This is a genomic window from Micromonospora sp. NPDC049048 (assembly GCF_043197615.1).
Classification (GTDB): Bacteria; Actinomycetota; Actinomycetes; order Mycobacteriales; family Micromonosporaceae; genus Micromonospora.
Genome location: NZ_JBICTM010000013.1, coordinates 1 through 25,312 on the forward strand (window position 1 = coordinate 1; position 25,312 = coordinate 25,312).

Sequence of the window (25,312 nt, forward strand, 5' to 3'; positions counted from 1 at the left end):
CAGTGTGGAGTTGCTGGTCAGGCATTGTTGGTTCGTGGTGGGGCGTGAGTTCGTCATCCGGGTCCTGTGACACCGGCACGGACGAATGCGGGAACAGTGCCCGTGACCTGCCGAATGTTGCTCCCGCAGTCCCCGTGGAGCAATTCCCCCGGACCGATTCGCCGGGTCGTCCATAGCACGTGACCCCTGTCGCGCCAGGCCTTCCCGGAACATGGGACGGTCGCAGGTCGAAATGCTTCCGACGCTTGCGCGGCCGGGTCGGGTATTGACAAAAGTCATCGGGCCTGCGTGTGTGGCGGGGTATGAGCGATTCATGATTCCCCTGTGATGAACCTTCGCGTAGACGGTGAGCGCAGGCCTTGTTGAAACACATGCCCGTGCAGCAGGTTTAGATGACGTTCCGCATCACCGGGCAAGCTGCGAGAGGGGACTCCCATGTCTGTCAATGCGACCGAGATTCTCAATGCCTTCTTCTTCGACGGCGCCGACGCTCCGGTGGAGGGCGACGTCCGGATCGACGTCGTGGACAGCTGGACCACCAGCGACCTGGCGGCGGTCCGGCCCACCACCATCAGCTGGAGCGAGGCCCGGACGGACACCGTCCGCTGACGGAACGCGGCGCGACCGACACGGCGCCGACGACCACGAGCTGATTCACGGGGGGAACGAAGTGACAGACACCGACCTGTGGGTGCGACGGTTCCACCCGGCGGACGCGGCGGCGACCAGGCTGCTCTGCCTGCCGCACGCGGGCGGTTCGGCCAGCTACTTCCTCCGGGTGGCCAGGACGCTCGCACCCGAGGTCGACGTGCTCGCCGTCCAGTACCCCGGTCGCCAGGACCGGCTGCGGGAGCCGGCCCTCACCTCGGCCCACGAGATCGCGGACCAGCTGGTGGCGGCGCTGCTTCCGCTGGTCGACCGGCCGATGGCCGTGTTCGGTCACAGCCTCGGCGCGACCATCGGATTCGAGGTCGCGCTGCGGCTGGGGCGGGCGGGCGTCAGCCCCACCGCGCTGTTCGTCTCCGGCAGGCGGGCGCCGCACCTGCGCAAGGAGGAGCGGACCCACCTGCGCGACGACGCCGGCCTGATCGCCGACGTACGCGCGCTGGCGGGCACCGACACCGCCCTGCTGGAGGACGAGGACGTGCTGCGGATGGTCCTGCCGGCCATCCGCTCCGACTACACCGCCGCCGAGACCTACGAGTACCGGCCCGGGCCACGCCTGGACTGCCCGATCGTCGCGCACATCGGCGACAGCGATCCGCGGGTGACGCTCGACGAGGCCCGGGCGTGGCGGGAACACACCGATGCCGGGTTCGAGTTCGTCGTCCACCCGGGCGGTCACTTCTATCTCAACGACAACATGTCCGCGGTGCTGCGCAGCATCAGGGCGCACACCCGGTCGCTCAGCCCGGCCCCGCGTGGCGGCGCCACGGTCGCCCACGCCGAACGATCGAGTTGAGTCGCCGGTCGATCCGAGCCTCAGGAGTGTCCGGAGGTGACCACATGGCACTGATCGAGAGAGAACACCTGCTGTCCGACCTGGCCGAGACGTACGCGTCGGCGGCCGAGGGCCAGGGCGGGGTCGCGCTGGTCGACGGCGGCGTCGCCAGCGGGAAGACCCGGCTGGTGAGCGCGGTCGCCGAGGTGGCCGTCGGCGACGGCGCGCTCGTGCTGACCGCGGCCTGCTCGGTCGCGGAGAGCATGATCCCCCTGGGCGTGGTGGGGCAGTTGTTCCACAGCCTCCGGGCCCAGACCACCTCGACCGACCACCTGCCGCTGCTGCGGCGCGACACCGGGCCGGCGATGGACCCGGGCTCCACCACCCTGCGCCACGCCGACGCGCAACTGCTGGAGGACGTCTGTCAGGTCCTCCTCGACGTCGCCGCCGACCGGCCCCTGGTGGTGGTCGTCGACGACGTCCAGTTCGCGGACTCCCTGTCCTTGCAGGCGCTGCTGTACCTGCAACGGCGCATCCGCTTCGCGCGGGTGCTGCTCGTGCTCAGCGGCTGCGTCGGCGCGCGGCCCGAGGCGGCGGCGTTCCGGGCGGAGCTCACGCGACAGCCGCACTGCCGCCACCTGCGGCTGCTCCCGCTGTCGCCCGAGGGCGTCGGTCTCCTGCTCGCCGAGCGGATCCGGCCGGAGACCGCCCGGCGGCTCGCCGCGTCGGCGCACGCCGTCAGCGGCGGCAACCCGATGCTCGTACACGCGTTGCTCGACGACGCCCTGACCGGCGCCGACGGCGACGTCGCGCCGACCGTGGGCGAGTCGTTCGTGCAGACCGCGCTCGCCTGCCTGCACCGCAGCGACCCCCGGCTGCTCGACGTCGCCCGCGCGCTCGCGGTCGTCGGCCCGGCGGCGTCCGCCGGGCTCGTCGCCGGGCTGGTGGGCCTCTGCGCGGCGACCACCCGGCAGGTGCTCGGCGCGCTCGCGGAGGCGGGCCTCACCCAGGGCCACACCTACCACCATCCGGCCGTGCGTGCCGCGGTGCTCGACGACTGCCCGCCGCAGACGCAGGCGGCACTGCGGTCGCGGGCCGCGCGGCTGCTGCACGAGGACGGCGCGTCCGCCGCCGAGGTGACCGCGCACCTGGTGGGCGCCGGCGAGCCCGCCGGGCCCTGGGCCACGCCGGTGCTGGTCGCGGCGGCCGGGGAGGCCGTCGCCGGCGGAGCCGTACGGCACGCCGTCGACTGCCTGGAACTGGCGCTGCGATCCACCGCCGACGCGCGCGAGCGGGCGGCCGTCGAGGCGGCCCTCGTCCGGGTGCACTGGCGCGGTGACCCCGAGGCGGTGCCGCGCCACCTGTCGTCGCTGGCGGAGGCGGGTCGTGCCGGTCTCCTCGACGAGGCCGACACGCTCCTGCTCGCCCGGTCGCTCGCGTGGCAGGGCCGGCACGACGAGGCGGCGCAGGCGCTCGCCCGGGTGGGTGACGTCACCGGGCACCCGGATCCGGACCTCGGCGCCGACCACCTCGCCACCCGGGGGTGGCTGCGGCACTGTCACCCGCACGGCGGCGACGGCCCCGGCGACCCCGGGCGGGACGCGGCGGTCGACCGCGCCGAGGAGGTGCTGCAACGCGCCCGCCCCGGCGACTCCCTGCTGGTGTCGGTGTGGCACGCGCTGCGGGTGCTGATCCGCGCCGCCCAGCTCGACCGTGCCGCCGAGTGGTGCGAGAAGCTGGCCGAGGAGGCCGAGGCGCACGAGATCACGAGCTGGCGCGCGGTGCTCAGCGACGTGCGCGCCGCAGTGGCCCTGTGCCGCGGCGACCTCGCCGCCGCCGAGCGGCACGCGCGCGACGCGCTGGCCACGATGCCGCCCGCCGCCTGGGGTGTCGCCGTCGGTTCGCCGCTCGCGCACCTGGTGCTCGCCTGCACGATGACCGGGCAGCTCGCCGGGGCCCAGGCGGCCCTGCGGGAGCCGACACCGGCCGCGATGCGGCAGAGCCTGTTCTGGCCGCAGTACCTGCACGCCCGCGGCGTCTACTACGACGCCGTGGACCGGCGGCACGCCGCGGTGGCGGACTTCCAGGCCACCGGCCAGCTCGTCGTGGGCTGGGGCGCCGACGATCCCGGCACGCTGCCGTGGCGGGTGGACCTCGCCCGGCTGTACGTGCGGATGGGCCGGCCCGACCAGGCCCGCAAGCTGGTCACCGAACACCTCGCGCTGCCGGGCGGCGACGCACCCCGCGCGAAGGGCATGGGCCTGCGGGCGTTGGCGGCGGCGTACGCGCCCAAGCAACGCCAGGTGATGCTGCGCGAGGCGATGGACCTGCTGCACGCCAGCGGGGATCGGCACGAGCTGGCGCACGTCTTCGCGGACCTGAGCCAGACCGGGCACGCCCTGGGCGAGTTCGGGCGCGCCAAGATGATGGGCGCGCACGCGCTCCAGCTCGCCGAGGGCTGCCACGCCGAACTGCTGCGGCGCCGGCTCAAGCCGTCCGACGACACCATCGAGGCCGGGGTGACCGGCGCGAAGGACGGGCTCGCCTCGCTGACCGACGCCGAGCGCCGCGTCGTGAACCTGGCCGCCCGTGGGCACACCAACCGGGAGATCGGCGACCGCCTCTTCATCACCGTCAGCACCGTCGAGCAGCACCTGACGCGGGCCTACCGGAAATTGAAGATCAGCACGCGTACGGAGCTGGTGCACATCGACCCGCCGAAGGGCGCGCGAGGCGCGCGACGCCGGCGCGCCCCGGTCGGCCCACCCTCCGGCGACAAGGAAACCACGATGCGATCGGACAGGACATGACCGTTGCCGAGGAAGAACAGGTCGGTACCCGGGAGCGCACGCTCGCCCGGCAGATACTCGAGCTGGTCTTCCGCTTCCGCCGACTCGAACACGCCGACGACCCGTGCGGGGGGCAGCCGTGCGACGACTGCTTCGCCGTCCACGAGGAGCGGGTGGGTCGCTACCTGCGCAGCGGCGAGCCGCTGCACTTCGTACTGCCGGCGTTCCCCGCGAAGTCCCGCAACCCGGAGAAGGTGGTCGGTGCCCTGCCCGACCTCGGTGAGCGGATCTCCGTGGAGTTCCTCCAGTCCTTCTGCGAACAGGTCAGCCACTACCACCCGACAGGCGCGCGGATCCTCATCTGCTCCGACGGGCACGTCTTCTCCGACCTGCTCGGCATCCCCGACGAGGACGTGACCGCGTACCGCACGGAGCTGCAACGCATCATCGACCAGACCGGCGCCTCCTCGGTGTCGATGTACTCGCTCGACGACGCCTTCGGGGCGATGCCCTACGACGACATGCGCCGGCTGCTGCTCGACGGGTACGCCACGTCGCTGGAGGACATCCGCGCCGAGGTGCTGACCGACGTGGGCGCCCGGTCGCTGTTCAACGGCATGCACCGGTTCATGCTCGAGGACCAGGCCCCGCTGCACCCCGGCCTGAGCCGGACGAAGCTGCGGGAGCACTGCAAGGAGTTCGCCTACCAGATGATCCGGCGCAGCCGCGCCTGGGGAGACCTGGTCGGCACGAAGTTCCCGCACTCGCTGCGGCTGTCGATCCACCCGCAGCCCCGGCACGCCGAGAAGATCGGCCTGCACCTCATCCGCACCAGGGACAGCTGGCTCACGCCGTGGCACGGCGTCGTCCTCGACGACGGCGTCAACCTCACGCTGGTCAAGCGCAGCCAGGCCGAGAGCGACCGGGCCTCGCTGGTCTGGCGCAACGGCCGGCCGAGCCACTACGTCAACCCCCACTTCCGGCAGGAGGAGTTCGCGTCATGACCAGAGCAGACGAACTGCGGGTGGAGCGGACGTCGCTGGCGCCGTTCGGCACGCTCGTGACGGCACAGCAGGACGGCGCGGACCTGCGCGACATCGCGCCCGCGACGCTGGAGCGCTGGACGGTCGAGTCCAAGGTGGTCGTGCTGCGCGGCTTCCCGCTGCTCGACCGGGAGGACCTCGTCGCGTACTGCGAGGCCTGGGGCGAGGTGCTGACCTGGGACTTCGGCGCCATCCTGGACCTGGTCGTTCAGGAGGACCCGAAGAACTACCTGTTCAGCCGCACCGACGTGCCGTTCCACTGGGACGGCGCGTTCGCGCGGGCCGCGCCGCGGTACTTCCTGTTCCAGTGCGTCGAGGCGCCGGTGCCCGGCGGCGGTGGCGAGACGGTGTTCTCCGACAGCACCGAGGTGATCCGGCGCGCCTCGCCGGAGCTGGTGCGCGAGTGGGCGGCCACGGAGGTCAGCTACCGCACGGAGAAGCTGGGCTACTACGGCGGCGAGACCGTCTCGCCCCTGCTCACCACGCACTCGGAGACCGGCGAGACGATCATGCGGTACGGCGAGCCGCTCGACCCCGAGCGCTACCGCAACCCGGTGTGGGTGTCCGTCGGCGGCCGGTCGGCCGAGGAGGCCGAGCCGTTCCTCGCCGACCTGCGCGACCGGCTGCACCACCCGGACGTCTGCTACCACCACGAGTGGGTCGACGGCGACATCGTCGTGGTCGACAACCAGGCGCTGCTGCACGGTCGCAACGCTTTCCGCGGCAACTCCTCCCGGCACCTGCAGCGGATCCAGATCCTCTGACCACGGTCAGGGCCGCCCACGGGCGCCACCGAAGGTCCTCAACCCGAAGGAAGACACCATGACCGTCGAAGAGGCGCGCACAGGCGTGCCCACCCCGGCACCGGCCATCGCGCGGCGCCCGATCTACCACTCCATCCGCATCCGCCGGGTCGAGTTCCTGCCCGTGATGCTGGCCATCTACGCGATCCCGTCGCTGCTGTCGGTCGACGACATCGGCACCCTCGCGTCGGTCCACTTCGCGCTGGTGATCGTGATGGCGCTGTCCATCATGCACTTCATCGACATGACCAACGCGTACGCCGACCGTGACGTGGACGCCGTCTACAAGACGTGGCTGTCCCAGGCGGTGTACGGGCTGGGGCTGCGCAACGTCCGCTGGCAGATCGCGGCGACCGGCGCGGGCGTGCTCGCCCTCGCGACCTACTTCACCTTCCGCACCGGGCACTGGGACATCCTTCCCCTGGTCGCGTTCACCCTCTGGATCGGCGCCCAGTACTCCATCCCGCCGGTGCACCTCAAGAGTTCCGGCGTGGGGCAGATCCCGGGCCTCGCCGCCGTGCTGATCTGGCTGCCGATGCTCGTCGTCGTACGGTCCGTGCCCGGTGAGCTGTCGTGGCCGCTGCTGGCCGTGATCGTCGGATTCGGGCTGAACCAGGTCGGCATCGTCATGGTCAACACCGCCGAGGACTGGCCGGAGGACGCGGCGTTCGACATCCGCACGTGCGTACGCGCGCTGGGGCTGTCCCGCGCGATGGCCGTCGCGAGCGGGCTCATCGCGGTCGGCGGCACCACGGTGTGCGTGTCGGTGCTCGCCATCGGCGGGTTCACCTGGGGCGCCGTGCCGATGATCGCCGCCATCGCGTTCGCGCTGGTGCACGTGTCGGGCACCTGGCGCGGCGTGCGGGGCAAGCCCCTCGCGGACGCGCTGGCGTTCCTGCGGCCCCGGGCGAAGCTGGTGCCGCTGCAGGTGGCGAGCACCGGGTGGGGAACCGTGATCGCCGCCGCCTTCGCACAGGCGAGCTGAATCCCGGTGGGGAGGGACACCATGGCGCAGGTCGTGCTGCTCGACGAACAGGGACGTCCCGTCGGCGCCACCGAGGGCGCGACGGTGCACCACCTGCGTACGCCGTTGCACCTGGCGTTCTCCTGTTACGTCTTCACCAGCGACGCGAGGCTGCTGCTCACCATGCGCAGCGACCGGACGCGTACCTGGCCGGGTATCTGGACGAACTCGTGCTACGGGCACCCCGTGCCCGGGGAGCCGGTCCCGGCGGCGGTGACCCGCACCGTACGCGCCGAACTCGGTCTGGCGGCGCCCGCGCCGGAGCTGGTCCTGCCCGCCTTCCGGTACCGCGCGGTGATGGACAACGGGGTGGCGGAGAACGCCGTCTCCCCGGTGTTCCGGGTGGTCACCGACGAACGTCCCACCCCCGACCCGGCCGCCATCGGCGACTTCGAGTGGGTCGACTGGGCGGACTTCGTGTACGCGGTGGGCACGGGGGACATCTCGGTGTCGCCGTGGTGCCGGCTCCAGGTCGCCGAGCTCGTCATGCTCGGCGACGATCCGACGCGGTGGCCCACGGCCGACGAGTGTCTCCTGCCCGGCGGGGCGTTGACGGCCACCGGCTGAGCGGCGCGCGGCGGCCGTACCCACCGGCTGGGGTGGGCACGGCCGCCGCGCGCTCGTCGTCGCCCGGTCACGACCCAGCGCGGACCGTGGCCCGCACCGTGAACGTGCCGCCCTCCCGCCGGGTGAGCAGCGTGCCTCCCGCGTCCCGCAGCCGGTCGGCCAGCGCCGGCAGCCCGCTGGCGGCGATGTCGGGGCCGTTGTCGGCGCCGTCGTTGACGACCGTCAGGCGTGCGCCGGACGCCTCGCGGGCGATCTCGATCGTGCACCAGCGCGCCCTGTCGTGGCGCAGGACGTGGGCGCCCGCCTCCCGCAGCACGGCCACCAGCGGCTCGGTGAGCGCGGGCGGCAGGTCCCGCTTCGGCTGCGTCACCGAGCACCGTAGGCCGGAGTCGCGCAGCCCCCGGGCCACCGCGTGCGCCTGCTCACGCAGGCCGACGGCGCGGTAGCCGTGCACGGCCTCGCGCATCCGGGCCAGCGCGGACGCCGCGAGCGCCCGCATCTCGGCGGTCTCCTGTCTGGTCCGTTCCCCGTCGACCAGCGCCAGCCGCGACGCCAGCTCGGCCTTGAGGACGATCGCCGACAGCTCGTTGGCGAGCAGGGCGTACACGTCCCGGGCGCACCGCAGCCGCTCGTCGGCCGCCGCCAGGCGGGCCACGGCGTCGCGTCCCTCCCGGGCCTGCGCCTGGAACGTCCACAACCACAGGTGCAGCACGTTCCACACCGCCACGCACAGCCCGAGCACGACGGTGACGGTCACCGCGTCGCGCACGGGGCCGCCGAGCCACCAGGCCGTCGCGGCGGTCACCAGCACCGTCCCGGCCATCAGGGTCACCGCGTACCGCGGCGGCAGGAGCAGCGGCGCCGCCCCGGCGAGCGCCGCCCCCACGAACGCCCAGCCCCGCCCCGGGGTGGCGCCGAACGGCCCGACGAGCGGGGCCGACAGCACGACAGCCACGGCGCAGCCGGCGAGCAGCCGCCGGCCGTTCGCCGCCGCCGACCACGGCGGGACCGACCGGTACAGCGCGCCGGCCAGCGCCACGACCAGGAGCAGCGTCCCGAGCGAGGCGAGCACGATCCCGCGCGGGTCGGGCTCCTGACGCAGCTCCAGGGCGGCGAGCAGGACGCACGCCGCGATCCCGCTCGCGGCGGCCGCCAGGACGTACCACCGGGCCTGGCGCATGCCGGGGGTCGACACGGCGTGCGCCGGCCGGGTCCCGGTGAGCATCAGCGCCACGGCTTCCGGCGGACGTGACGCGTGCCGGGCGCGGCTGGCACGCGCGGCCCGGCCGGCGGGGCCCCGCCTGTCGTCTGCCGTACGTCGGTCGACACGAAACGCAGTATATCGATCACGCTCTGTTCGCGCCCAGGTGGCGGCCGGCCGTGACCGGGCCGCGGGTCGACGCCGACGCCGTCGGTCGCCGGAACCGCCCTGCGACTCCGTGCCGGACGCAACCCCCGAACCCGTTCCCGTCACCGACGTGTCCGGATGCCACCCGTCGTGGCGTCACGGTCGCCACCGGGAGAACCGCGCCGGTGAACCGTGCCCGATGCGCGCCAGGAGCGCCGAGGCGGTTTCGGAAATTGTGCGTTCCATCGCCTCGAAATCGTTTCCGCCATCGCTCGGTAATTTGCGCGGCAGCACTGCGTCGATCGGTGTTGTGCGTGATTGCGGTCGATGGTTCGACTCGGCTAATTTGCAGTCACGAAATGCCTCTCCTCTCTGGAGGCTGCTGTGTCCTCATCCGTCGGAATTCTGGGCACCGGATCCTGGGTGCCCACGCGAGCATTGCCGAACGAGGAAATCGCGCGTCGCGTACCGGGAGCGAGTCCGGAATGGATCGTGCGTCGGACCGCCATTCGTTCGCGCCGTTTCGCCGCGCCGGAGGAGGCCACGTCGGACCTCGCCGTACGGGCCGCGACGCGCGCGCTGCGGGACGCGGGCCTCGGCGTCGACCGCGTCGACTACCTGATCGTCTCGACGTCGACGCCGGATCACCCGCAACCGCCGACGGCCTGCCTGGTGCAGGACCGCCTCGGCGCGTACGGGGCCGCGTGTCTCGACGTCAACGCGGTCTGTGCAGGGTTCGTGCACGCCCTGGTGTTGGCGCAGTCGCTGGTGGCGGACCGGCCGGGCACCCACGCCCTCGTGGTCGGCGCCGACGTGTACTCGCGCATCCTGGACTTCGACGACCGGCGTACCGCCGTGCTGTTCGGTGACGGCGCCGGTGCGGCCGTCGTGGGGGCGGTGCCGGCGGGACGCGGCGTCGTCGAGTACGAGCTGGCCAGCAGGGGCGACGCCGGGGACCTGATCCGGGTGGCGGCGGGCGGCAGCCGGCTGCCGGCGTCGGCGGGCACCGTGGCGGACGGCGGTCACTTCTTCCGCATGCACGGCCGTGGCGTCAGCGAGCTGGTCCTGCAGGAGCTCCCGCCGTTCGTGGACAAACTGCTGGCCAGGGCGGGTTTCAGCGCGGCGGACGTCGCGCACGTCGTGCCGCACCAGCCCAACGGCCTGCTCCTCGACGAGCTGGTACGCGCGTGCGGCCTGAGCGCCGCACAGACGCACCGCACCGTGGAGGAGTACGCGAACGTCGGCAGCGCCTCGGTGCCGCTCACCCTCGACCACGCCCACCGGGCCGGCCTGCTCCGCGACGGCGACCTCGTCCTCCTGCTGGGGTTCGGCGGGGGGATGTCGTTCGGGGCGTGCCTGCTGCGCTGGGGCGGGGCGCCCGGCCCGCCACGGGAACGGGGGACGGTCCCCCACGCCGGATCCGATCGCGGGAGGGCCACGTCGCGTCCCCTGCCCGCTTCCACGTCAACCCTGTCGACACAGGACGGTCATCAATGAAAACCCTGACGAAACTCGGCGCGTTCGCGCTCGCCCTGGTGCTGGTGCTCGGGAGCGCCTACACCGTCGGCCGCGTGGTCGGGCCCCCACCAACCGCCGTACCCGCACCCGCGGCAGCCGCGAAGCCGGCCGCCGCGGCCGCGGAGGAGTCCTCGTACGGCCTGGCGCTCTCCCACGAGAGCATGAGCCTGAAGGTGCTCACGGACAACGTCCGGGCGGGCACGAAGCAGACCTTCGCCTTCCAGATCCTGCAACACGACGGTACGCCGCTGGTGAAGTACAAGCCGCAGCACGAGAAGCTGATGCATCTCATCGTGGCGCGGCGTGACCTGACGAACTTCCAGCACGTGCACCCCAACCTCGGCTCCGACGGCGTGTGGCGGGTGCCGCTGACCTTCGCGGCGGCCGGCGAGTACCGGGTCTTCGCCGACTACATGCCGCTGTGGGGCATCCACGGCGAGACGCTCGGGGCGGACGTCTCCGTGTCGGGCGACTACCGGCCGGAGGCGCTCCCCGCGCCTGCCAGCACCGCGACGGTCGACGGGTACACGGTGACCCTCGCGGGCGAACTCGCGCCGGGCAAGGACGGCAAGCTGACGCTCAGCGTCGCGCGCGACGGCAAGCCGGTCACCGACCTGGAGCCGTACCTGGGCGCCTTCGGGCACCTCGTCGCGCTCCGCGACGGCGACATGGCGTACCTGCACGTGCACCCCGAGGGCACGCCGGGCGACGGGCAGACCGCCCCCGGCCCGGACATCCAGTTCCACGCCACCGCGCCCACCTTCGGCGACTACCGGCTGTTCCTGGACTTCCAGCACCAGGGCGTCGTGCGTACGGCGGCCTTCACCCTGCGCGTGGACGGCCCCAACCCGCCCCCGCACGGCCTGAGCGAGGAGGCGTTCGCGGCGGCCAAGGCCCGCAACGAGGAGGCCGTGCGCAACGGCGGAGCCGCTGTCCCCGCCGACACGTCGGGCGGCAGCACGGGGGAGGGCACGCAGCATGGCCACGGCTGAGAACCACCTGGAACTGCTGATCGGCGGCATGACCTGCGCGGCCTGCGCGGCGCGCATCGAGAAGCAGCTCAACGCGATCGACGGGGTGGAGGCGACCGTCAACTACGCCACCGAGAAGGCGAAGGTGCTGGTCACGCCGGGGGTCTCGCGGGAGCGGGTGATCGCCGCCGTCGAGGAGATCGGGTTCACGGCCCGGCCGGTGCAGCCGCCCACGGCGGTGGCGGCGGACGCCCCGGACCCGGCGGCCCTGGAGGAGGCCGAGCACGACCGCGAACTGCGGATGGCCCGCCACCGCCTCTGGGTCGTCGCGGTGCTGGCGGTGCCGGTCATCGCGATGTCGATGTTCTCCCAGCTCCAGTTCGAGTACTGGCAGTGGGCCTGCCTGACGCTGAGCGCGCCGGTCGTCGTGTGGGGGGCGTGGCCGTTCCACCGGGCCGCCTTCGCCAACCTCCGGCACGCCGCCGCCTCGATGGACACGCTGGTCTCGGTGGGCACGCTCGCCGCCTTCGCGTGGTCGCTGTACACGCTGTTCCTCGGCACCGCCGGCGAGCCCGGCATGCGGCACCCGTTCCGGATCACGCTGGAGCGGACGCCGGGCGAGGGCAACATGTACCTGGAGGTCGCCGCGGGCGTGACCCTCTTCATCCTCTGCGGCCGGTACTTCGAGGCCCGCGCGAAGCGCCGCTCCGGCGCCGCGCTGCGCGCGCTGCTGTCGCTGGGCGCCAAGGACGTGACGGTGCTGCGCGACGGCGCCGAGACGACCGTGCCGATCTCGGCCCTCGCGGTCGGGGACCGGTTCCTGGTGCGGCCGGGGGAGAAGGTGGCGACCGACGGCGTCGTGGAGGAGGGTTCCTCCGCCGTCGACGCGAGCATGCTGACCGGCGAGTCCGTGCCCGTCGAGGTCGGGCCCGGCGACGAGGTCGTGGGGGCCACGGTGAACGCCGGCGGGCGGCTCGTCGTACGCGCCACGCGGGTGGGCGGCGAGACGCAGCTCGCGCAGATGGCCAAGCTCGTCGAGGAGGCGCAGACCGGCAAGGCCGACGTCCAGCGGCTCGCCGACCAGGTGTCGGCCGTGTTCGTGCCCGGGGTGATCGCGCTGTCGCTCGCCACGCTGGGCTACTGGCTCGGCTCCGGCCAGCCGGCGGCGGCCGCGTTCACGGCGGCCGTGGCCGTGTTGATCATCGCCTGCCCGTGCGCGCTGGGACTGGCGACGCCCACCGCGCTGCTGGTCGGCACCGGCCGGGGCGCGCAGCTCGGCATCCTCATCAAGGGGCCGCAGGTGTTGGAGTCCACGCGGACCGTCGACACCGTGGTGCTCGACAAGACCGGCACGGTGACCACCGGCGAGATGTCCGTCGTGGAGGTCGTGCCCGTCGACGGCGAGAGCGACGTCCAGCTGCTGCGGCTCGCCGGTGCCCTGGAGGCCGCGTCCGAGCACCCCATCGCCCGGGCGGTCGTCGCGGGCGCGCGGGAACGGTGCGGGGAACTGCCCGCCGTCGCGGACTTCTCCAGCGAGACCGGCGTCGGCGTGCGCGGCACGGTCGACGGGCACGAGGTCATCGTCGGGCGGGCGTCGCTGCTGGGCGCGTGGGCGCAGGTGCTCCCCCCGGAGCTGACCAGCGCCAGGGCGACGGCCGACGCGGCGGGCCGTACGTCGGTGATGGTCGGGTGGGACGGCGCCGTGCGCGGGATGCTGGTCGTCTCCGACCGGGTCAAGCCCAGCAGCAGGGCGGCGGTGGCGCAGTTCACGCGGCTGGGGCTGCACCCGATCCTGCTGACCGGCGACAACGCGGCCGTCGCGGCGGCGATCGCGGCGGAGGTGGGGATCGACGACGTGGTCGCCGAGGTGCTCCCCGCCGGCAAGGTCGACCTGGTCAAGCGGCTCCAGGCCGACGGCAAGGTCGTCGCGATGGTCGGTGACGGCGTCAACGACGCCGCCGCGCTCGCGCAGGCCGACCTGGGCATCGCGATGGGCACCGGCAGCGACGTGGCGATCGAGTCGGGCGACCTGACCGTGGTCCGCGGTGACCTGCGGGTCGTCGCGGACGCGATCCGGCTGTCGCGCCGCACCCTCGCCACGATCAAGGGCAACCTGTTCTGGGCCTTCGCGTACAACGTCGCGGCCATCCCGCTCGCGGCGAGCGGACTGCTCAATCCGATGCTGGCGGGTCTGATCATGGCCGGCAGCTCGGTGTTCGTGGTGTCGAACAGCCTTCGGTTGCGGCGGTTCAAGGCGTTGGCGGGCAACGAGCTCCCGGACCGGGCCGACCCGGTCGAGGCGGCGCGCCCGCCGATGGTCACCGCCTCCTGACGCGTCCACGTGTCGCGCGGGCACGCCCGAAACGGAAGAGATCGGAGCCGCACCATGGCCGAGCCGAGCCGGCTCGCGGAGGATCCTCAGCTCCTGCTGCTGCACGCGGCCGGCCTCGGCCGGGCGAGCTGGGACGCAGTCGTCGAGCGCATCCCGGGATTCGCCCGGACCGTCGCGATCGACCTGCCCGGCCACGGCAGCGTGCCGGGGGTCGCGTACGACCGTGACGTCGTGCCGAGGCTCGCCGAGTACGTCGCGGAGCGGATCGGCGCGCTGGGACTGCGCCGGCCGCACGTCGTCGGGCACTCGCTCGGCGGGGTCGTCGCGCTCGAACTGGCGCGTCGGGTGCCCGTCGCGGCGGTGACGGCCCTGTGCAGCATCGGGTTCCGGGCGGTCTGCCACGCGTCGATCTGCGTCGTGCGGACCCACGCGGTCCTGCGGATGACCGCCGCCGTGGGGCCGAGGACGCGCAGGCGGCTGCTCACCCGGGGGGTCGTCCGCAGGCTCGTCATGGGTGGCGTGTCGGCCCGACCCGTGGCCCTGCGGGCCGACGTGGCCGCCGCCGACGTGACGTCGATGATCACCAGTGACCTGTCCGCCCTGAGCCGGCACGCGGGGCTCTACTCGTTCCGCGCCGACGCCACCGACACGACGCCGGTGAACCTCGTGTGGGCCGGCCAGGACCGCGTCGTCCCGTTGCGCGACGCGCTGCGGGCCCGACGGGTGCTTCCCCGGGCGCAGCACTTCGTCATCCCCGGCAGCGGTCACTTCGTCGTACGCGACGACCCGCACGGCGCCGCTGCCGTCATCCACGCCTGCCACATCCAGGTGCTGCGGGAAAGGCAGGCCGAGAATCGCAGAGGAGCCCGCGGAAATGTGAACCCACAGCGCGGTAATTGAGCTGGCAATTCGGCCCCGCACATCCGTCGGGGCGGGAACTGTTGACCGACCGGACGCGACTACTGAGGTACTCGGATGCCGGGACCACCGCTCAGAGGAGTGCGAATGAAAATCACCCCGCAGGCTGGCAAGAAGTTCGGCGTGATCGTGGAGGGTTTCGACGCGGAAACCGCCTCGGCGCAGGACATCGTCGAACTGAAGAAGGCCATCTACTCGAACAAGATCGTCGTACTGAAGAACCAGGACCTGTCGCCGCGGCAGTTCCTGGCGCTCGGCGAGCGGCTGGGCCGGGTCGCGGAGTACTACGAGCCGGTCTACCACCACCCCGAGGTGAAGGAGGTGTTCGTCTCCTCCAACGTCAAGGAGGAGGACGGCCGCCAGATCGGGGTGCCGAAGACCGGCAAGTTCTGGCACTCGGACTACCAGTTCATGCCGCGCCCGTTCGACATCACGATGATCTACCCGCAGGTCGTGCCGTCGAAGAACCGGGGCACGTACTTCATCAACCTGGCGACGGCCTACGAGCAGCTCTCCGAGGAGCTGAAGCTCGCCGCCAAGGAGACGACGGCGACGCACAGCGTGCTGCGGTACTTCAAGATCCGGCCCACCGACGTCTACCGGCCGATCTCGGAGATCATCGACGAGGTCAACGCGAAGACCCCGCCGGTGACGAGCCCGCTCGCGTTCCCGCACCCGCACACGGACGAGACCCTGCTGTACCTCAGCGAGGGCTTCACCCTGTCGCTGCAGGACGCGGACGGCAACGACCGGCCGGAACTGCTGGCCGAGCTGCTCACGGCCACCGGCCAGCTCGACCGCACCTACCAGCACGAGAACATCCACCTCCAGACGTTCGAGAAGGGCGACATGCTCCTCTGGGACAACCAGAGCCTGGTCCACCGGGCGCTGCACACCGCGACCCCGGAGCCGGCGGTGTCCTACCGCGTCACCGTCTACGACGACGTGGACGCGGCGGCCTAGTCCCGCACGGACGTCGATCTGCGGTGGGATCCGGCGGCACCGACCGTCGGATCCCACCGGTGTCCACATCGCACGAGGTCGAGAGGCATGACGTGGCAGATCAGTTGACGGCGGCGACGATCCGGGCGGACGTCGCCGAGTTGCTCCACCGGCGCCCGGACGAGAGCTTCGACACGGAGGACCTGTTCGACTCCGGCCTGGACTCGGTGCGGCTGATGACGCTCCTGGAGCGGTGGCGGGACGCCGGCGCCGAGGTCAGCTTCGTCGAGCTGGCGGAGCGGCCGACGGTGCAGCAGTGGGTGAAACTGCTGGTGAGCCGGGATGAGTGAGCCACTGCCGCTGGGCGCCGCCCAGGAGGGCATCTGGACCGGCCAGCAGTTCGACCCCGACAGCCCCGCGTTCAACACGGCCGAGTACGTGGAGATCCGCGGCCCGGTCGACCTGCGGTTGCTGGAGGCGGCGGTGCGCGGGGCGGTCGGCGAGGCCGAGGCGCTCAACGTCGTGTTCGAGGAGGACGCCGACGGGCGGGCGTGGCAACGCCCCCGCGACGACGGCTCGTGGCCGGTCGACCTGGTCGACACGAGCGCCGAGGCCGACCCGCTCGCCGCCGCGACGGCGTGGATGCGCGCGGACCTCGACAACCCCGTCGACCTGCGCAAGGACCCGCTGTTCCGGCAGGCGTTCCTCCGGCTCGGCCCGGAGCACGTCCTGTGGTACCAGCGCGTGCACCACATCGCCCTGGACGGCTACGGGCTGTCCCTCGTGGCCCGTCGGGTGGCGGAGCTCTACACCGCGTCCGTCGAGGGGCGGGAGCCGCCGTCCCGCACGTTCGGGTCGCTGGCCGCCGTCGTCGACGAGGACCGCGCCTACGCCGACTCGGAGAGGTACGCCGCCGCGCGCGAGCACTGGACGTCGCGGGCGCGGGGCAGGGCGGCGCCGGTGGTGCTCGCCCGCCGCGGCGGGGAGCTGGCGCGGACGGTGCGTCGCGCCACCGCGGACCTCGACACCGCCGGCATCGACGCGTTGAAGGCGGTCGCCACGGCCACCGCGACCACGTGGAGCGAGACGCTCACGGCGGCCTTCGCGGCGTACCTGCACCGGATGACCGGCGCCGACGAGTTGACGCTCGCGCTGCCCGTCATGGCCCGGCTCGGCTCGGTGTCGCTGCGGGTGCCGTGCATGGTGACCAACGTCGTGCCGCTCTGGGTGCGCGTCGCGCCCACCGCCACGCTGGCGGACCTCGCCGGCCAGGTCGCCGCGGAGCTGCGGGCCGGGCGTCCACACCTGCGTTACCGCTACGAGCAACTGCGCCGCGACCTGCGGATGGTGGCCAGCGAGCGCAAACTGTTCGGGCCGTCGGTCAACATCATGCCGTTCGACTACGGCCTGCGCTTCGCCGGGCAGCGGGGCGTCGTGCACAACGTCAGCGCCGGGCTCGTCGAGGACCTGGTGGTCCACGTGTACGACCGGGGCGACGGCAGCGGCCTGCGGATCGTCCTCGACGCCAACCCCAACTGCTACGACGACGGGGAACTCACCGGTCACCTCACCCGGTTCCTGGCCTTCCTGCGTCGCGTGACCGCCGCCCCCGACGCGCCGGTGGCCGGGGTCGACACGCTGCTCGACGGCGAGCGCCGACTGCTGCTGGAGGAGTGGAACGACACGGCCCGGCCGCTGCCGGCGGTGACCGTACCGGCGCTGTTCGCCGCCCAGGCCGCCGCGACCGGAGACCGTACGGCGCTGGTGGCCGGCGACGCCACGCTCACCTTCGCCGAACTCGACCGCCGTGCCGACCGCCTCGCCCATCTGCTCGTCGCCCGGGGGGCCGGTCCCGACCGGCACGTGGCGCTCCTGCTGCCGCGTACCTCCGAGGCGATCGTGGCGCTGCTCGCCGTGCTCAAGGCCGGCGCCGCGTACGTGCCCGTCGACCCGGACCTGCCCGCCCGCCGGGTCGCGGCGATGCTCGCCGACAGCGCACCCGTCGTGCTGCTCACCACCGCGGCACTCTCGGCCGGTCAGCCGACGGACGTCCCGGTGCTGCTGGTGGACGCCCCCGCGACGGCCGCCGAGCTGGCCGGGCTGCCCGACGGGCCCGTGGCGGACACCGGCCTGACGCCGGAGCACGCCGCCTGCCTCATCTACACGTCCGGCTCGACGGGCGTGCCGAAGGGCGTCGTGGTCGAGCACCGCGGGCTGGTCAACCTCTTCCACCACCACCGCGACACGATGATCCGGCCGGCGGCCGACGGGCGGGTGTGCCGGGCCGCCCTGTCCGCGTCGCTGTCGTTCGACACCTCGTGGGAGGGCCTGCTGTGGCTGCTCGACGGCCACGAGCTGCACTACGTCGACGACGACCGGCGCCGCGACCCCGCCGCGATGCTCGACTACGTCGCCCGGCACCGGATCGACTTCATGGACATCACCCCCACGTACGCCGAGGAACTGGTGGCCAACGGGTTCCTCGACGCCGGCCGGTACCGGCCCGCCGTGCTCGCCCTCGGTGGTGAGGCCACCGGCCCCGCCCTCTGGACGGCGCTGCGCGGCACCGGCATGACCGTCTACAACCTGTACGGCCCCACCGAGTGCACGGTGGACACCCTCTGGTGCCGGCTCGCCGAGAGCGCCGAGCCGATCGTGGGCCGGCCGCTGACCAACACCAGGGCGTACGTGCTGGACCCGGCGCGCCGGCTCGTGCCGCCCGGCACGGTGGGGGAGCTGTACTTCGCCGGGGCACCGGTCGCCCGCGGCTACCACGAGCGCCCGGAGCAGACCGCGCAGCGGTTCGTCGAGGACCCGTTCGGGCCGCCGGGCAGCAGGATGTACCGCACCGGCGACCTCGCCCGCTGGCGGCCCGACGGCACCCTGGAGTTCCTCGGCCGCGCCGACGACCAGGTCAAGATCCGGGGCTTCCGCATCGAGCCGGGCGAGATCGAGGCGGTCCTGCTCGCCCATCCCGCGGTCGCCCAGGCGGCGGTGGTGCCCCGCGAGGACGCGCCCGGCCAGCTCCGGCTCGTCGGCTACGTCGTGCCGGCCGGCGACGCCGCGCCGGAGCCCGCCGCGCTGCGGCAGTTCGTGGCGCAGCGGCTGCCCGACTACATGGTGCCGCCCGCGTTCGTCGCGCTGGACGCCATCCCGCGTACCACGAACGGCAAGCTCGACCGCGCGGCGCTGCCCGCGCCGGAGGTGAGCGCGACGGTCGGCGGGCGCGCGCCCCGCGACCACCGCGAGACGGTGCTGTGCGGATTCTTCGCCGACCTGCTCGGCCTGCCGGAGGTCGGCATCGACGACGACTTCTTCTCGCTCGGCGGGCACTCCCTGCTCGTCGCCCGGCTCATGGGCCGGGTGCGCGCGGAGTTCGGCGTGGAGATCAGCATCCGGACGGTGTTCGAGGCGCCGACCGTCGCGAAGCTCGCGCCGGCGCTCACCACGGACACCGGCGGCGGCGCGACGGAGGTGCTGCTCCCCCTACGTACGCGGGGCAGCGGGCCGCCGCTGTTCTGCGTCGCGCCGGCCACGGGGCTGGCGTGGTCGTACGCCGCGCTGCTGGCGGGCCTGCCCGACCGCCCGGTGTACGGGCTCCAGTCAACCGCTGTGGGGCCGTGCGCGAGCGTCGCCGAGCTGGCCGCCGACCACCTGCGCCGCATCCGCGAGATCCAGCCCGTCGGGCCGTACCACCTGCTCGGCGCGTCGTTCGGCGGGCTGGTGGCGCACGAGATGGCCACGCGCCTCACGGAGTCGGGCGAGTCGGTGGCGCTGCTGGCGCTGCTCGACTCGTACCCGGTGCCGGACGCCTGGCGGGACCTGCCGCCGCCCGGCGAGCACGACGCGGCCGCCGCCGTGCTCGGCCAGGCCGCGCTGGGCGGTCTCGACGAGGGGCAGCGCCGCCTCGCGTACGGCGCGTTCGCGCGCAACTCGCGGCTGGCCGCCGGCTGGACGCCCCGCCGCCTCGCCGGTGACGTGCTGGTCGTCGAGGCGACGGCCGGCAAGACCCCGGACTGGCCCGGCCCGCACAGCTGGCAGCCGTACGTCGACGGGCGGATCGACGTGCACCGGCTGGACTGCACCCACGACGGCATGCTCGCCGCCGGTCCCCTGGCGCGGGTCGGCGCCGTACTCCCACCTGTCGGCGATCTCCGGAGGGCAGCATGAGCGAACGGCGTGAGTGGCTCGGACTCGGCGCGGTCCTCGCCGCGACGTTCATGACCCAGGTGGACGGGTTCGTCGTCAACGTGGCGAGCCCGTCCATCCAGCACGACCTCGGAGCGGGTTTCGACCAGATCCAGTTCGTCGGCGCGGCGTACGTGATCGCGTTCGGGGCCCTGATGGTGACCGGCGCGCGGCTCGGCGACCGGATGGGGCACCGCACGGTGTTCCTCTGGGGCGTGGCCGGCTTCACGGTGACCTCGCTGCTGTGCGGCGTGGCGCCGGACGCCGACCTGCTCATCGTGGCCCGCTTCCTCCAGGGCGCCGCGGCGGCGTTCATGGCGCCCCAGGTGCTCGCGATCATCCGGGCCACGATGCGGGACCCGGACCGGCTGGCGCGGGCCATCAGCGTCTACGGCGTGGTGATCGGCCTCGGCGTGATCAGCGGCATCGCGGGCGGCGGGCTCATCGTCGAGGCCGACATCCTCGGCCTCGGCTGGCGGCCGGCGCTGCTCGTGAACGTGCCCGTCGGGATCGTGATCCTGGCGCTCGGCGGGATCCTGCCCCACACCGTGCCGAAGGCGCCGCACCGCCTCGACCTCGCGGGCGCGGCGCTCACCATCGTGGCGGCACCCGCCCTGCTCGTACCCCTGGTCTTCGGGCCGGGCGGCTCGGCGTGGCTGTGGCTCGGGGTGCCGCTGGCGGTCGCCCTGGCCGTCGTGCTCGTCAACCAGCAGCGGCGTCTGCACCGCGAGGGCGGCGAACCGCTTTTTCCGCCCCGGGTCGTCACGGCCCCGGGGATGCGGCTGTCCCTGCTGACCGTGCTGGCGCTGTTCGCCACGAACTCGGGGCTCTTCCTCGTGTTCACCTACTACCTGCAGACGGGGCTGCGCCTCACGCCCCTCACGGCGGCGCTGATGTTCGTGCCGCTCGGGATCGGCTTCTCGCTGGGCTCGGCGGCGAACCGGCGGGTGGGTCGCCTCGTGGCGACGCCGACCCCGGTCTGGGGCTGCGGCCTGCTCGCCGCCGTCCTGCTGGCGAGCGCGGGCGTCGTCCAGGCGCCGGAGTCCGCGCAGGCGCCCATGCTCGTCGCGGTGGTCACGTTGGCCGGCTTCGGGCAGGGCCTGGTCGTCTCGCCTCTGGTGGCCGGGATCCTCGGCCGGGTCAGGCCGACCGAGGCCGGCGCGGCGTCCGGCATGGCGACGACGGTGACGCAGTTCGGCCTCGCGCTCGGGGTCGCGGTCGCGGGGGTCTGGTACCGCACCGTGCTCGGCGCGACGCCCGGCGACCCCGGGGTGCCCTTCGCCGACCACGCGAACGCCTTCGCGGCCACCGCGCTCCTGCTCGCGGCCTCCGCGACCTGCGCCGGCCTGGTCAGTGCCCGTCTGCACCATCTGCCCGCGCCGACGGCTGCGGCAGCGGAACCGGAAGGGGCGGCGGCGCCCACGCCCGTCGCCACGTCGACCATTCGGAGGACCGGATGAAACTCAAGCGATTCCCCCTGGCGGCGGCGGTCGCCGCCCTGCTGTTCAGCACGGCCTGCACGGCGGCCAGGAGCGAGGCCGAGCTGTCGGGCGGGCCGCCGGCGGCGGGCTACCCGGTGACGATCAGCAACTGCGGCAAGAAGTACACCTACGAGCGGCCGCCGAGCCGCGTGGTGGTGATGAACGGCGGCTCGGTCGCGGAGGTCTCCGCGCTGCTGGAACTCGGCGTCGCCGACCGCATCGTCGCCAACGCGCAGTCCTACGGCGCCTCGGAGGTCGACGGCCGGGTCGACGCGATCAAGCAGTTGCCGACGGGGAACATCAAGCTCAACGACATGTCGGACATCCCGCGCGAGGCCATGATCGGTCTCACGCCCGACTTCGTGATCTCCACCTACGACGGGGGCTTCCGGGCCGAGGCGGGCTTCGCCACCCGCGACGACCTCGCGGCGGTCGGGGCCAACACGTACGCGCCGCAGAACTCGTGCGGCGAGGTCGGCACGGTCTCCGGCACGCCGACCGTCGAGGACAGCTACGCGCTGCTGCGCGACCTCGGGGCCATCTTCGGGGTGTCCGATCGGGCCGAGAAGATCATCGCCGACTCGAAGGCGCGCATCGCCGAGGTCGGGGCGAAGACCGCGAGCCTGCCGAAGCAGAAGGTCATGCTGATCATCCCCGGCATGGCGATGGGCGGCGAGTTCAGCTCGGTCGGCGGCAACGGGATCTGGAACGACATCATGGCCAGGTCCGGTGCGGTGAACGCCTTCGCGGGCGCCACCGAACAGATGTTCGCCAACCTCTCCCGCGAGCAGGTCGCCAAGGCCGACGTGGACGTCCTGCTCGTCGTGAACTACATGTCGAAGGATCCGGACGCGGACGCGAAGAAGCTGCTCGCCCAGTTCCCGCAGTGGGACGCGGCGAAGAACAACCGCTACGTCGTGCTGTCCGACTCGATCTACCTCGGCCCCAGCAACCACCTCGCGGTCGCCAAGATCGCGCAGGCCGCGCACCCCGAGGCGTTCTGAGCGCCATGACCACCTTGACGCGTTCTCCGAACGGCCGGGTGACGGCCCTGCCCAAACGCCACGCCGTCCGGCCGGCCCCACTGCACGCCGCACCGTTGCCACTGTGCCTGCTCGTGCTCGGCGTACTGCTGGTCGCGCTGATCCTCGTCGCGGCGGCCGTCGGATCGGTCCAGGTCTCCGTCGGCGACACCGGCCGGATCGTCTGGGCGCACCTGACCGGGGCGACCCCCGCGGTGGACCCGGCGCACGACCAGATCGTCTGGACCTTCCGGATCCCGCGCGTGCTGCTGGCGGCGCTGTGCGGGGCCGGCCTCGCGGTCGCGGGCGTCGTGTTGCAGGCCCTCGTGGCCAACCCGCTCGCGGACCCCTTCATCCTCGGGGTGTCGGCGGGCGGCTCGGTCGGTGCCGTCACCGTGATGGCGCTCGGCGCGGGCACGCTCGGCGGGCTCGGCGTCTCGGGGGCGGCGTTCCTCGGCGCGATGCTCGCGGTGGCGTTGGTGTTCGCCCTCGGCCAGCAGCGCGGCCGGATCAACCCGGTCCGGCTCGTGCTCGCGGGCGTCGCGATCAGCTACGTCTTCACGTCGATCACCAGCCTGTTGCAGCTGCAGACGACGCCGAACAACATGCGCCAGATCATGTTCTGGCTGCTCGGCAGCGTGGCGGGCGCCCGCTGGGAGCAACTGCAGGTCGCGGGCGTGGTCGTCCTGGCCGTGACCGCGCTGCTGACCCTGTACGCCCGGCAGTTCAACGCGCTCGTGACCGGCGACGAGTCGGCGACCGCCCTCGGGATCGACGTCAAGCGGCTGCGGGTCGTGGCGATCATCCTGACGTCGTTGCTCGCGGGCGCGCTCATCGCCGTGGCCGGTGGCATCGGCTTCGTCGGGTTGATGGTGCCGCACCTGGTGCGGCTCGCGTTCGGCGTGGACCACCGCCGGGTGCTGCCCCTCGCGGCGCTCGTCGGCGCGGTCTACCTCGTGGTCGTCGACCTGCTGTGCCGGACGGTCGACCCGCCGAACGAACTGCCGCTCAACATCCTGACCGCCCTCTTCGGCGCACCGTTCTTCATCTGGCTGATGCGCCGGGATAGGAGCCTGTCCCACTCATGAAGCTTCAGGTGCAGCAGGTGTGCGTCTCCATCGGCAGTACGCCGATCCTGCGCGACGTCAGCCTGGACGTCGCGCCCGGCGAGGTCGTCGGACTGATCGGCCCCAACGGCAGCGGCAAGTCCACGCTCCTGCGGACCATCTACCGGTCGGTGCGACCGTGCGGCGGGCAGGTGCTGCTCGGCGACGAGGACGTCTGGTCGCTGTCGGCGCGGGCGGCGGCGCGGCGGACCGCCGCCGTGTTGCAGAACAGCCCCACACCCCCGGGACTGACCGTGCGGGAGGTCGCGGCGCTGGGGCGTACGCCGCACAAGGGGGTGTTCGACCGCGAGACGGCCACCGACCACGACATCGTCGTCGACGCGCTGACGCGTACCGGGATGCTGGAGCACGCGGACCGCATCTACGGCTCGTTGTCCGGCGGCGAGAAGCAGCGGGTGCTGCTCGCCAGGGCGCTCGCCCAGCAGCCGAAGCTCCTGGTGCTCGACGAGCCGACCAACCACCTGGACATCCGGGCCCGCTTCGAGCTGCTGGAACTGGTGCACACGCTGGGCGTCACCACGCTGGCGGTGCTGCACGACCTGGACCTCGCGGTGCGTAGCTGCGACCGCCTCGTCGTGCTGGACCGTGGGCAGGTGGTCACGGTGGGGCCCGTGCTGGACGCGCTCACGCCCCAGGTGCTCTCCCGGGTCTTCGGGGTCACCGCCGAGACGGAACGCCACGACGACGGCATCGTCCGCGTCACCTACGGCGCACGACCCCTGGCCCGGGTGGGCTGAGCCGTGGTGGGGCGGACGTGTCCGCCGCCCGGGCGGCGCGCACCCCGGGCGGCCGGCGTCGCCCGGGGTGCGCGCCGTCGACCCTCCCGCCACCGCACCCGTACGCAGCCGCGCAGCGGGTCCGCGGGCGTGCTGGGCGACCCGTTCCAACGAATTCTGGTCGTCGGCCATGAGGCCTGCTGGACCACCACTGGAAGCCATTCATCCCCGCATTTCGTACGGTTAACGTGAATCCATGTCGGAGTCACTGGGAGAGAACGCGGTCACGGCCCTGGCCCTGGCCGTCGGGCGGGGGGACCGCGCCGCGGCGGACCCGTTCATCCGTAGCACGCAGCGTGACGTCTGGCGCTTCCTGGTCTATCTCGTGGGGCACGCCGACGCCGAGGACCTGACACAGGAGACGTTCGTCCGCGCGCTGGGCAGCGCGCACCTGTTCACCGGGCGCCACCACGCGCGGGCCTGGCTGCTGGCCATCGCGCGGCACGTGGCCGCCGACCACTTCCGTGCCGCCGCGAGCCGGCCCCGGATCGTCTCCGGCCCGGACTGGCAGGCCACCGCGGAGCGCTCCGGCGCGCTGCACTCGCCCGGCCCGGACGACGCCGTCGCCCTCAGCCTCGCGCTGCGTACGCTGCCCGCCGGCCGCCGCCTCGCGTTCGTCCTCACGCAGGTGATCGGATTCGGGTACGCGGAGGCGGCCGAGTTCTGCGGCTGCCCCGTCGGCACGATCCGCTCCCGGGTCGCGCGGGCCCGCCGTGACCTGGTGTCGGCGCTGGCGACGGCGTCCGGCGCTCCCTCGGGAGGCGGCGGCCGGGCGCGCCGATCCCCGCGCCAAATGTCCCTACTAGAGGTTATGACGTGACGGCGGCAAATGTTCCCTAGCATCGAGTAGGACCCTTTCGCGCCGCGGCGACTGCGCGTTAGCGGCTTGACGCCCGTGATTTTTATGTGGAAAGGTCGTCCTCAGGGGGAAGGTGTTCGTAGGGACACGCACAATTCGTGGGCGGGAATCTGTTCAAAAGCGTTTGCGGTGCGTAATGACTCGTGGGCTGCGGCGCCCCGTC

The 25,312-nt window shown here is 73.0% G+C and carries 20 protein-coding genes; 19 read left to right on the forward strand and 1 reads right to left on the reverse strand.

Annotated features, from left to right (window positions below):
- Window positions 1–435 precede the first annotated feature (435 nt).
- From ACGFIG_RS29410 to idi, 7 genes are all read left to right on the forward strand, one after another.
- The gene (locus ACGFIG_RS29410; protein WP_393008423.1) at window positions 436–609 is read left to right on the forward strand and encodes a hypothetical protein; all 174 of its coding nucleotides are present in this window, start codon (window positions 436–438) and stop codon (window positions 607–609) included.
- Between the two features lie 61 nt (window positions 610–670).
- Window positions 671–1,462, forward strand: coding sequence for a thioesterase II family protein (locus ACGFIG_RS29415; protein WP_393008425.1), 792 nt, complete (start codon window positions 671–673; stop codon window positions 1,460–1,462).
- 44 nt (window positions 1,463–1,506) lie between these two features.
- Complete coding sequence (locus ACGFIG_RS29420; RefSeq protein ID WP_393008427.1) at window positions 1,507–4,251, forward strand: AAA family ATPase; 2,745 nt, start codon at window positions 1,507–1,509, stop codon at window positions 4,249–4,251.
- Complete coding sequence (locus ACGFIG_RS29425; protein ID WP_393008429.1) at window positions 4,248–5,234, forward strand: L-tyrosine/L-tryptophan isonitrile synthase family protein; 987 nt, start codon at window positions 4,248–4,250, stop codon at window positions 5,232–5,234. Before ACGFIG_RS29420 ends, ACGFIG_RS29425 begins: the two co-directional genes overlap by 4 nt.
- The gene (locus tag ACGFIG_RS29430; protein ID WP_393008431.1) at window positions 5,231–6,037 is read left to right on the forward strand and encodes a TauD/TfdA dioxygenase family protein; all 807 of its coding nucleotides are present in this window, start codon (window positions 5,231–5,233) and stop codon (window positions 6,035–6,037) included. The genes ACGFIG_RS29425 and ACGFIG_RS29430 overlap by 4 nt, the downstream gene beginning before the upstream one ends.
- A gap of 58 nt (window positions 6,038–6,095) precedes the next feature.
- Window positions 6,096–7,061 (forward strand): UbiA family prenyltransferase, encoded by a 966-nt coding sequence (locus ACGFIG_RS29435; RefSeq protein ID WP_393008433.1) that lies wholly within the window; start codon window positions 6,096–6,098, stop codon window positions 7,059–7,061.
- A 21-nt stretch (window positions 7,062–7,082) separates the two neighbouring features.
- Complete coding sequence (gene idi, locus ACGFIG_RS29440) at window positions 7,083–7,667, forward strand: isopentenyl-diphosphate Delta-isomerase (RefSeq protein ID WP_393008435.1); 585 nt, start codon at window positions 7,083–7,085, stop codon at window positions 7,665–7,667.
- Between the two features lie 67 nt (window positions 7,668–7,734).
- Here idi and ACGFIG_RS29445 read toward each other — a convergent pair whose 3' ends face one another.
- On the reverse strand, window positions 7,735–8,892 hold the full coding sequence (locus ACGFIG_RS29445; protein ID WP_393008436.1) for a sensor histidine kinase: 1,158 nt from the start codon (window positions 8,890–8,892) through the stop codon (window positions 7,735–7,737).
- Between the two features lie 507 nt (window positions 8,893–9,399).
- On the opposite strand from ACGFIG_RS29445, the gene ACGFIG_RS29450 reads away from it, so the two are divergent.
- From ACGFIG_RS29450 to ACGFIG_RS29505, 12 genes are all read left to right on the forward strand, one after another.
- Window positions 9,400–10,512 carry a 3-oxoacyl-ACP synthase III family protein gene (locus ACGFIG_RS29450; RefSeq protein ID WP_393008438.1) on the forward strand — a complete coding sequence of 371 codons (1,113 nt, stop codon included), beginning with the start codon at window positions 9,400–9,402 and terminating at the stop codon, window positions 10,510–10,512.
- Window positions 10,509–11,525 carry a hypothetical protein gene (locus ACGFIG_RS29455; protein ID WP_393008440.1) on the forward strand — a complete coding sequence of 339 codons (1,017 nt, stop codon included), beginning with the start codon at window positions 10,509–10,511 and terminating at the stop codon, window positions 11,523–11,525. The genes ACGFIG_RS29450 and ACGFIG_RS29455 overlap by 4 nt, the downstream gene beginning before the upstream one ends.
- On the forward strand, window positions 11,512–13,836 hold the full coding sequence (locus tag ACGFIG_RS29460) for a heavy metal translocating P-type ATPase (protein ID WP_393008442.1): 2,325 nt from the start codon (window positions 11,512–11,514) through the stop codon (window positions 13,834–13,836). The genes ACGFIG_RS29455 and ACGFIG_RS29460 overlap by 14 nt, the downstream gene beginning before the upstream one ends.
- A 54-nt stretch (window positions 13,837–13,890) precedes the next feature.
- Window positions 13,891–14,736 (forward strand): alpha/beta fold hydrolase, encoded by an 846-nt coding sequence (locus ACGFIG_RS29465; RefSeq protein ID WP_393008444.1) that lies wholly within the window; start codon window positions 13,891–13,893, stop codon window positions 14,734–14,736.
- Between the two features lie 105 nt (window positions 14,737–14,841).
- Window positions 14,842–15,717: a TauD/TfdA dioxygenase family protein gene (locus ACGFIG_RS29470; RefSeq protein WP_393008446.1), complete on the forward strand. Its 876-nt coding sequence runs from the start codon at window positions 14,842–14,844 to the stop codon at window positions 15,715–15,717.
- Window positions 15,718–15,809: 92 nt separating this feature from the next.
- Window positions 15,810–16,046: a phosphopantetheine-binding protein gene (locus ACGFIG_RS29475; RefSeq protein ID WP_393008448.1), complete on the forward strand. Its 237-nt coding sequence runs from the start codon at window positions 15,810–15,812 to the stop codon at window positions 16,044–16,046.
- The gene (locus tag ACGFIG_RS29480) at window positions 16,039–19,866 is read left to right on the forward strand and encodes an amino acid adenylation domain-containing protein (RefSeq protein WP_393008450.1); all 3,828 of its coding nucleotides are present in this window, start codon (window positions 16,039–16,041) and stop codon (window positions 19,864–19,866) included. The genes ACGFIG_RS29475 and ACGFIG_RS29480 overlap by 8 nt, the downstream gene beginning before the upstream one ends.
- Window positions 19,863–21,344, forward strand: a complete 1,482-nt coding sequence (locus ACGFIG_RS29485; protein WP_393008452.1) for an MFS transporter — start codon at window positions 19,863–19,865, stop codon at window positions 21,342–21,344. The genes ACGFIG_RS29480 and ACGFIG_RS29485 overlap by 4 nt, the downstream gene beginning before the upstream one ends.
- A complete protein-coding gene (locus ACGFIG_RS29490) occupies window positions 21,341–22,369 on the forward strand; it encodes an ABC transporter substrate-binding protein (protein WP_393008454.1) in 1,029 nt (342 codons plus the stop codon). The genes ACGFIG_RS29485 and ACGFIG_RS29490 overlap by 4 nt, the downstream gene beginning before the upstream one ends.
- A 5-nt stretch (window positions 22,370–22,374) precedes the next feature.
- Window positions 22,375–23,475, forward strand: a complete 1,101-nt coding sequence (locus ACGFIG_RS29495; RefSeq protein ID WP_393008456.1) for a FecCD family ABC transporter permease — start codon at window positions 22,375–22,377, stop codon at window positions 23,473–23,475.
- Window positions 23,472–24,251: an ABC transporter ATP-binding protein gene (locus tag ACGFIG_RS29500; protein WP_393008458.1), complete on the forward strand. Its 780-nt coding sequence runs from the start codon at window positions 23,472–23,474 to the stop codon at window positions 24,249–24,251. The genes ACGFIG_RS29495 and ACGFIG_RS29500 overlap by 4 nt, the downstream gene beginning before the upstream one ends.
- A gap of 235 nt (window positions 24,252–24,486) precedes the next feature.
- The gene (locus tag ACGFIG_RS29505; protein WP_393008460.1) at window positions 24,487–25,110 is read left to right on the forward strand and encodes a sigma-70 family RNA polymerase sigma factor; all 624 of its coding nucleotides are present in this window, start codon (window positions 24,487–24,489) and stop codon (window positions 25,108–25,110) included.
- Window positions 25,111–25,312: the final 202 nt, after the last annotated feature.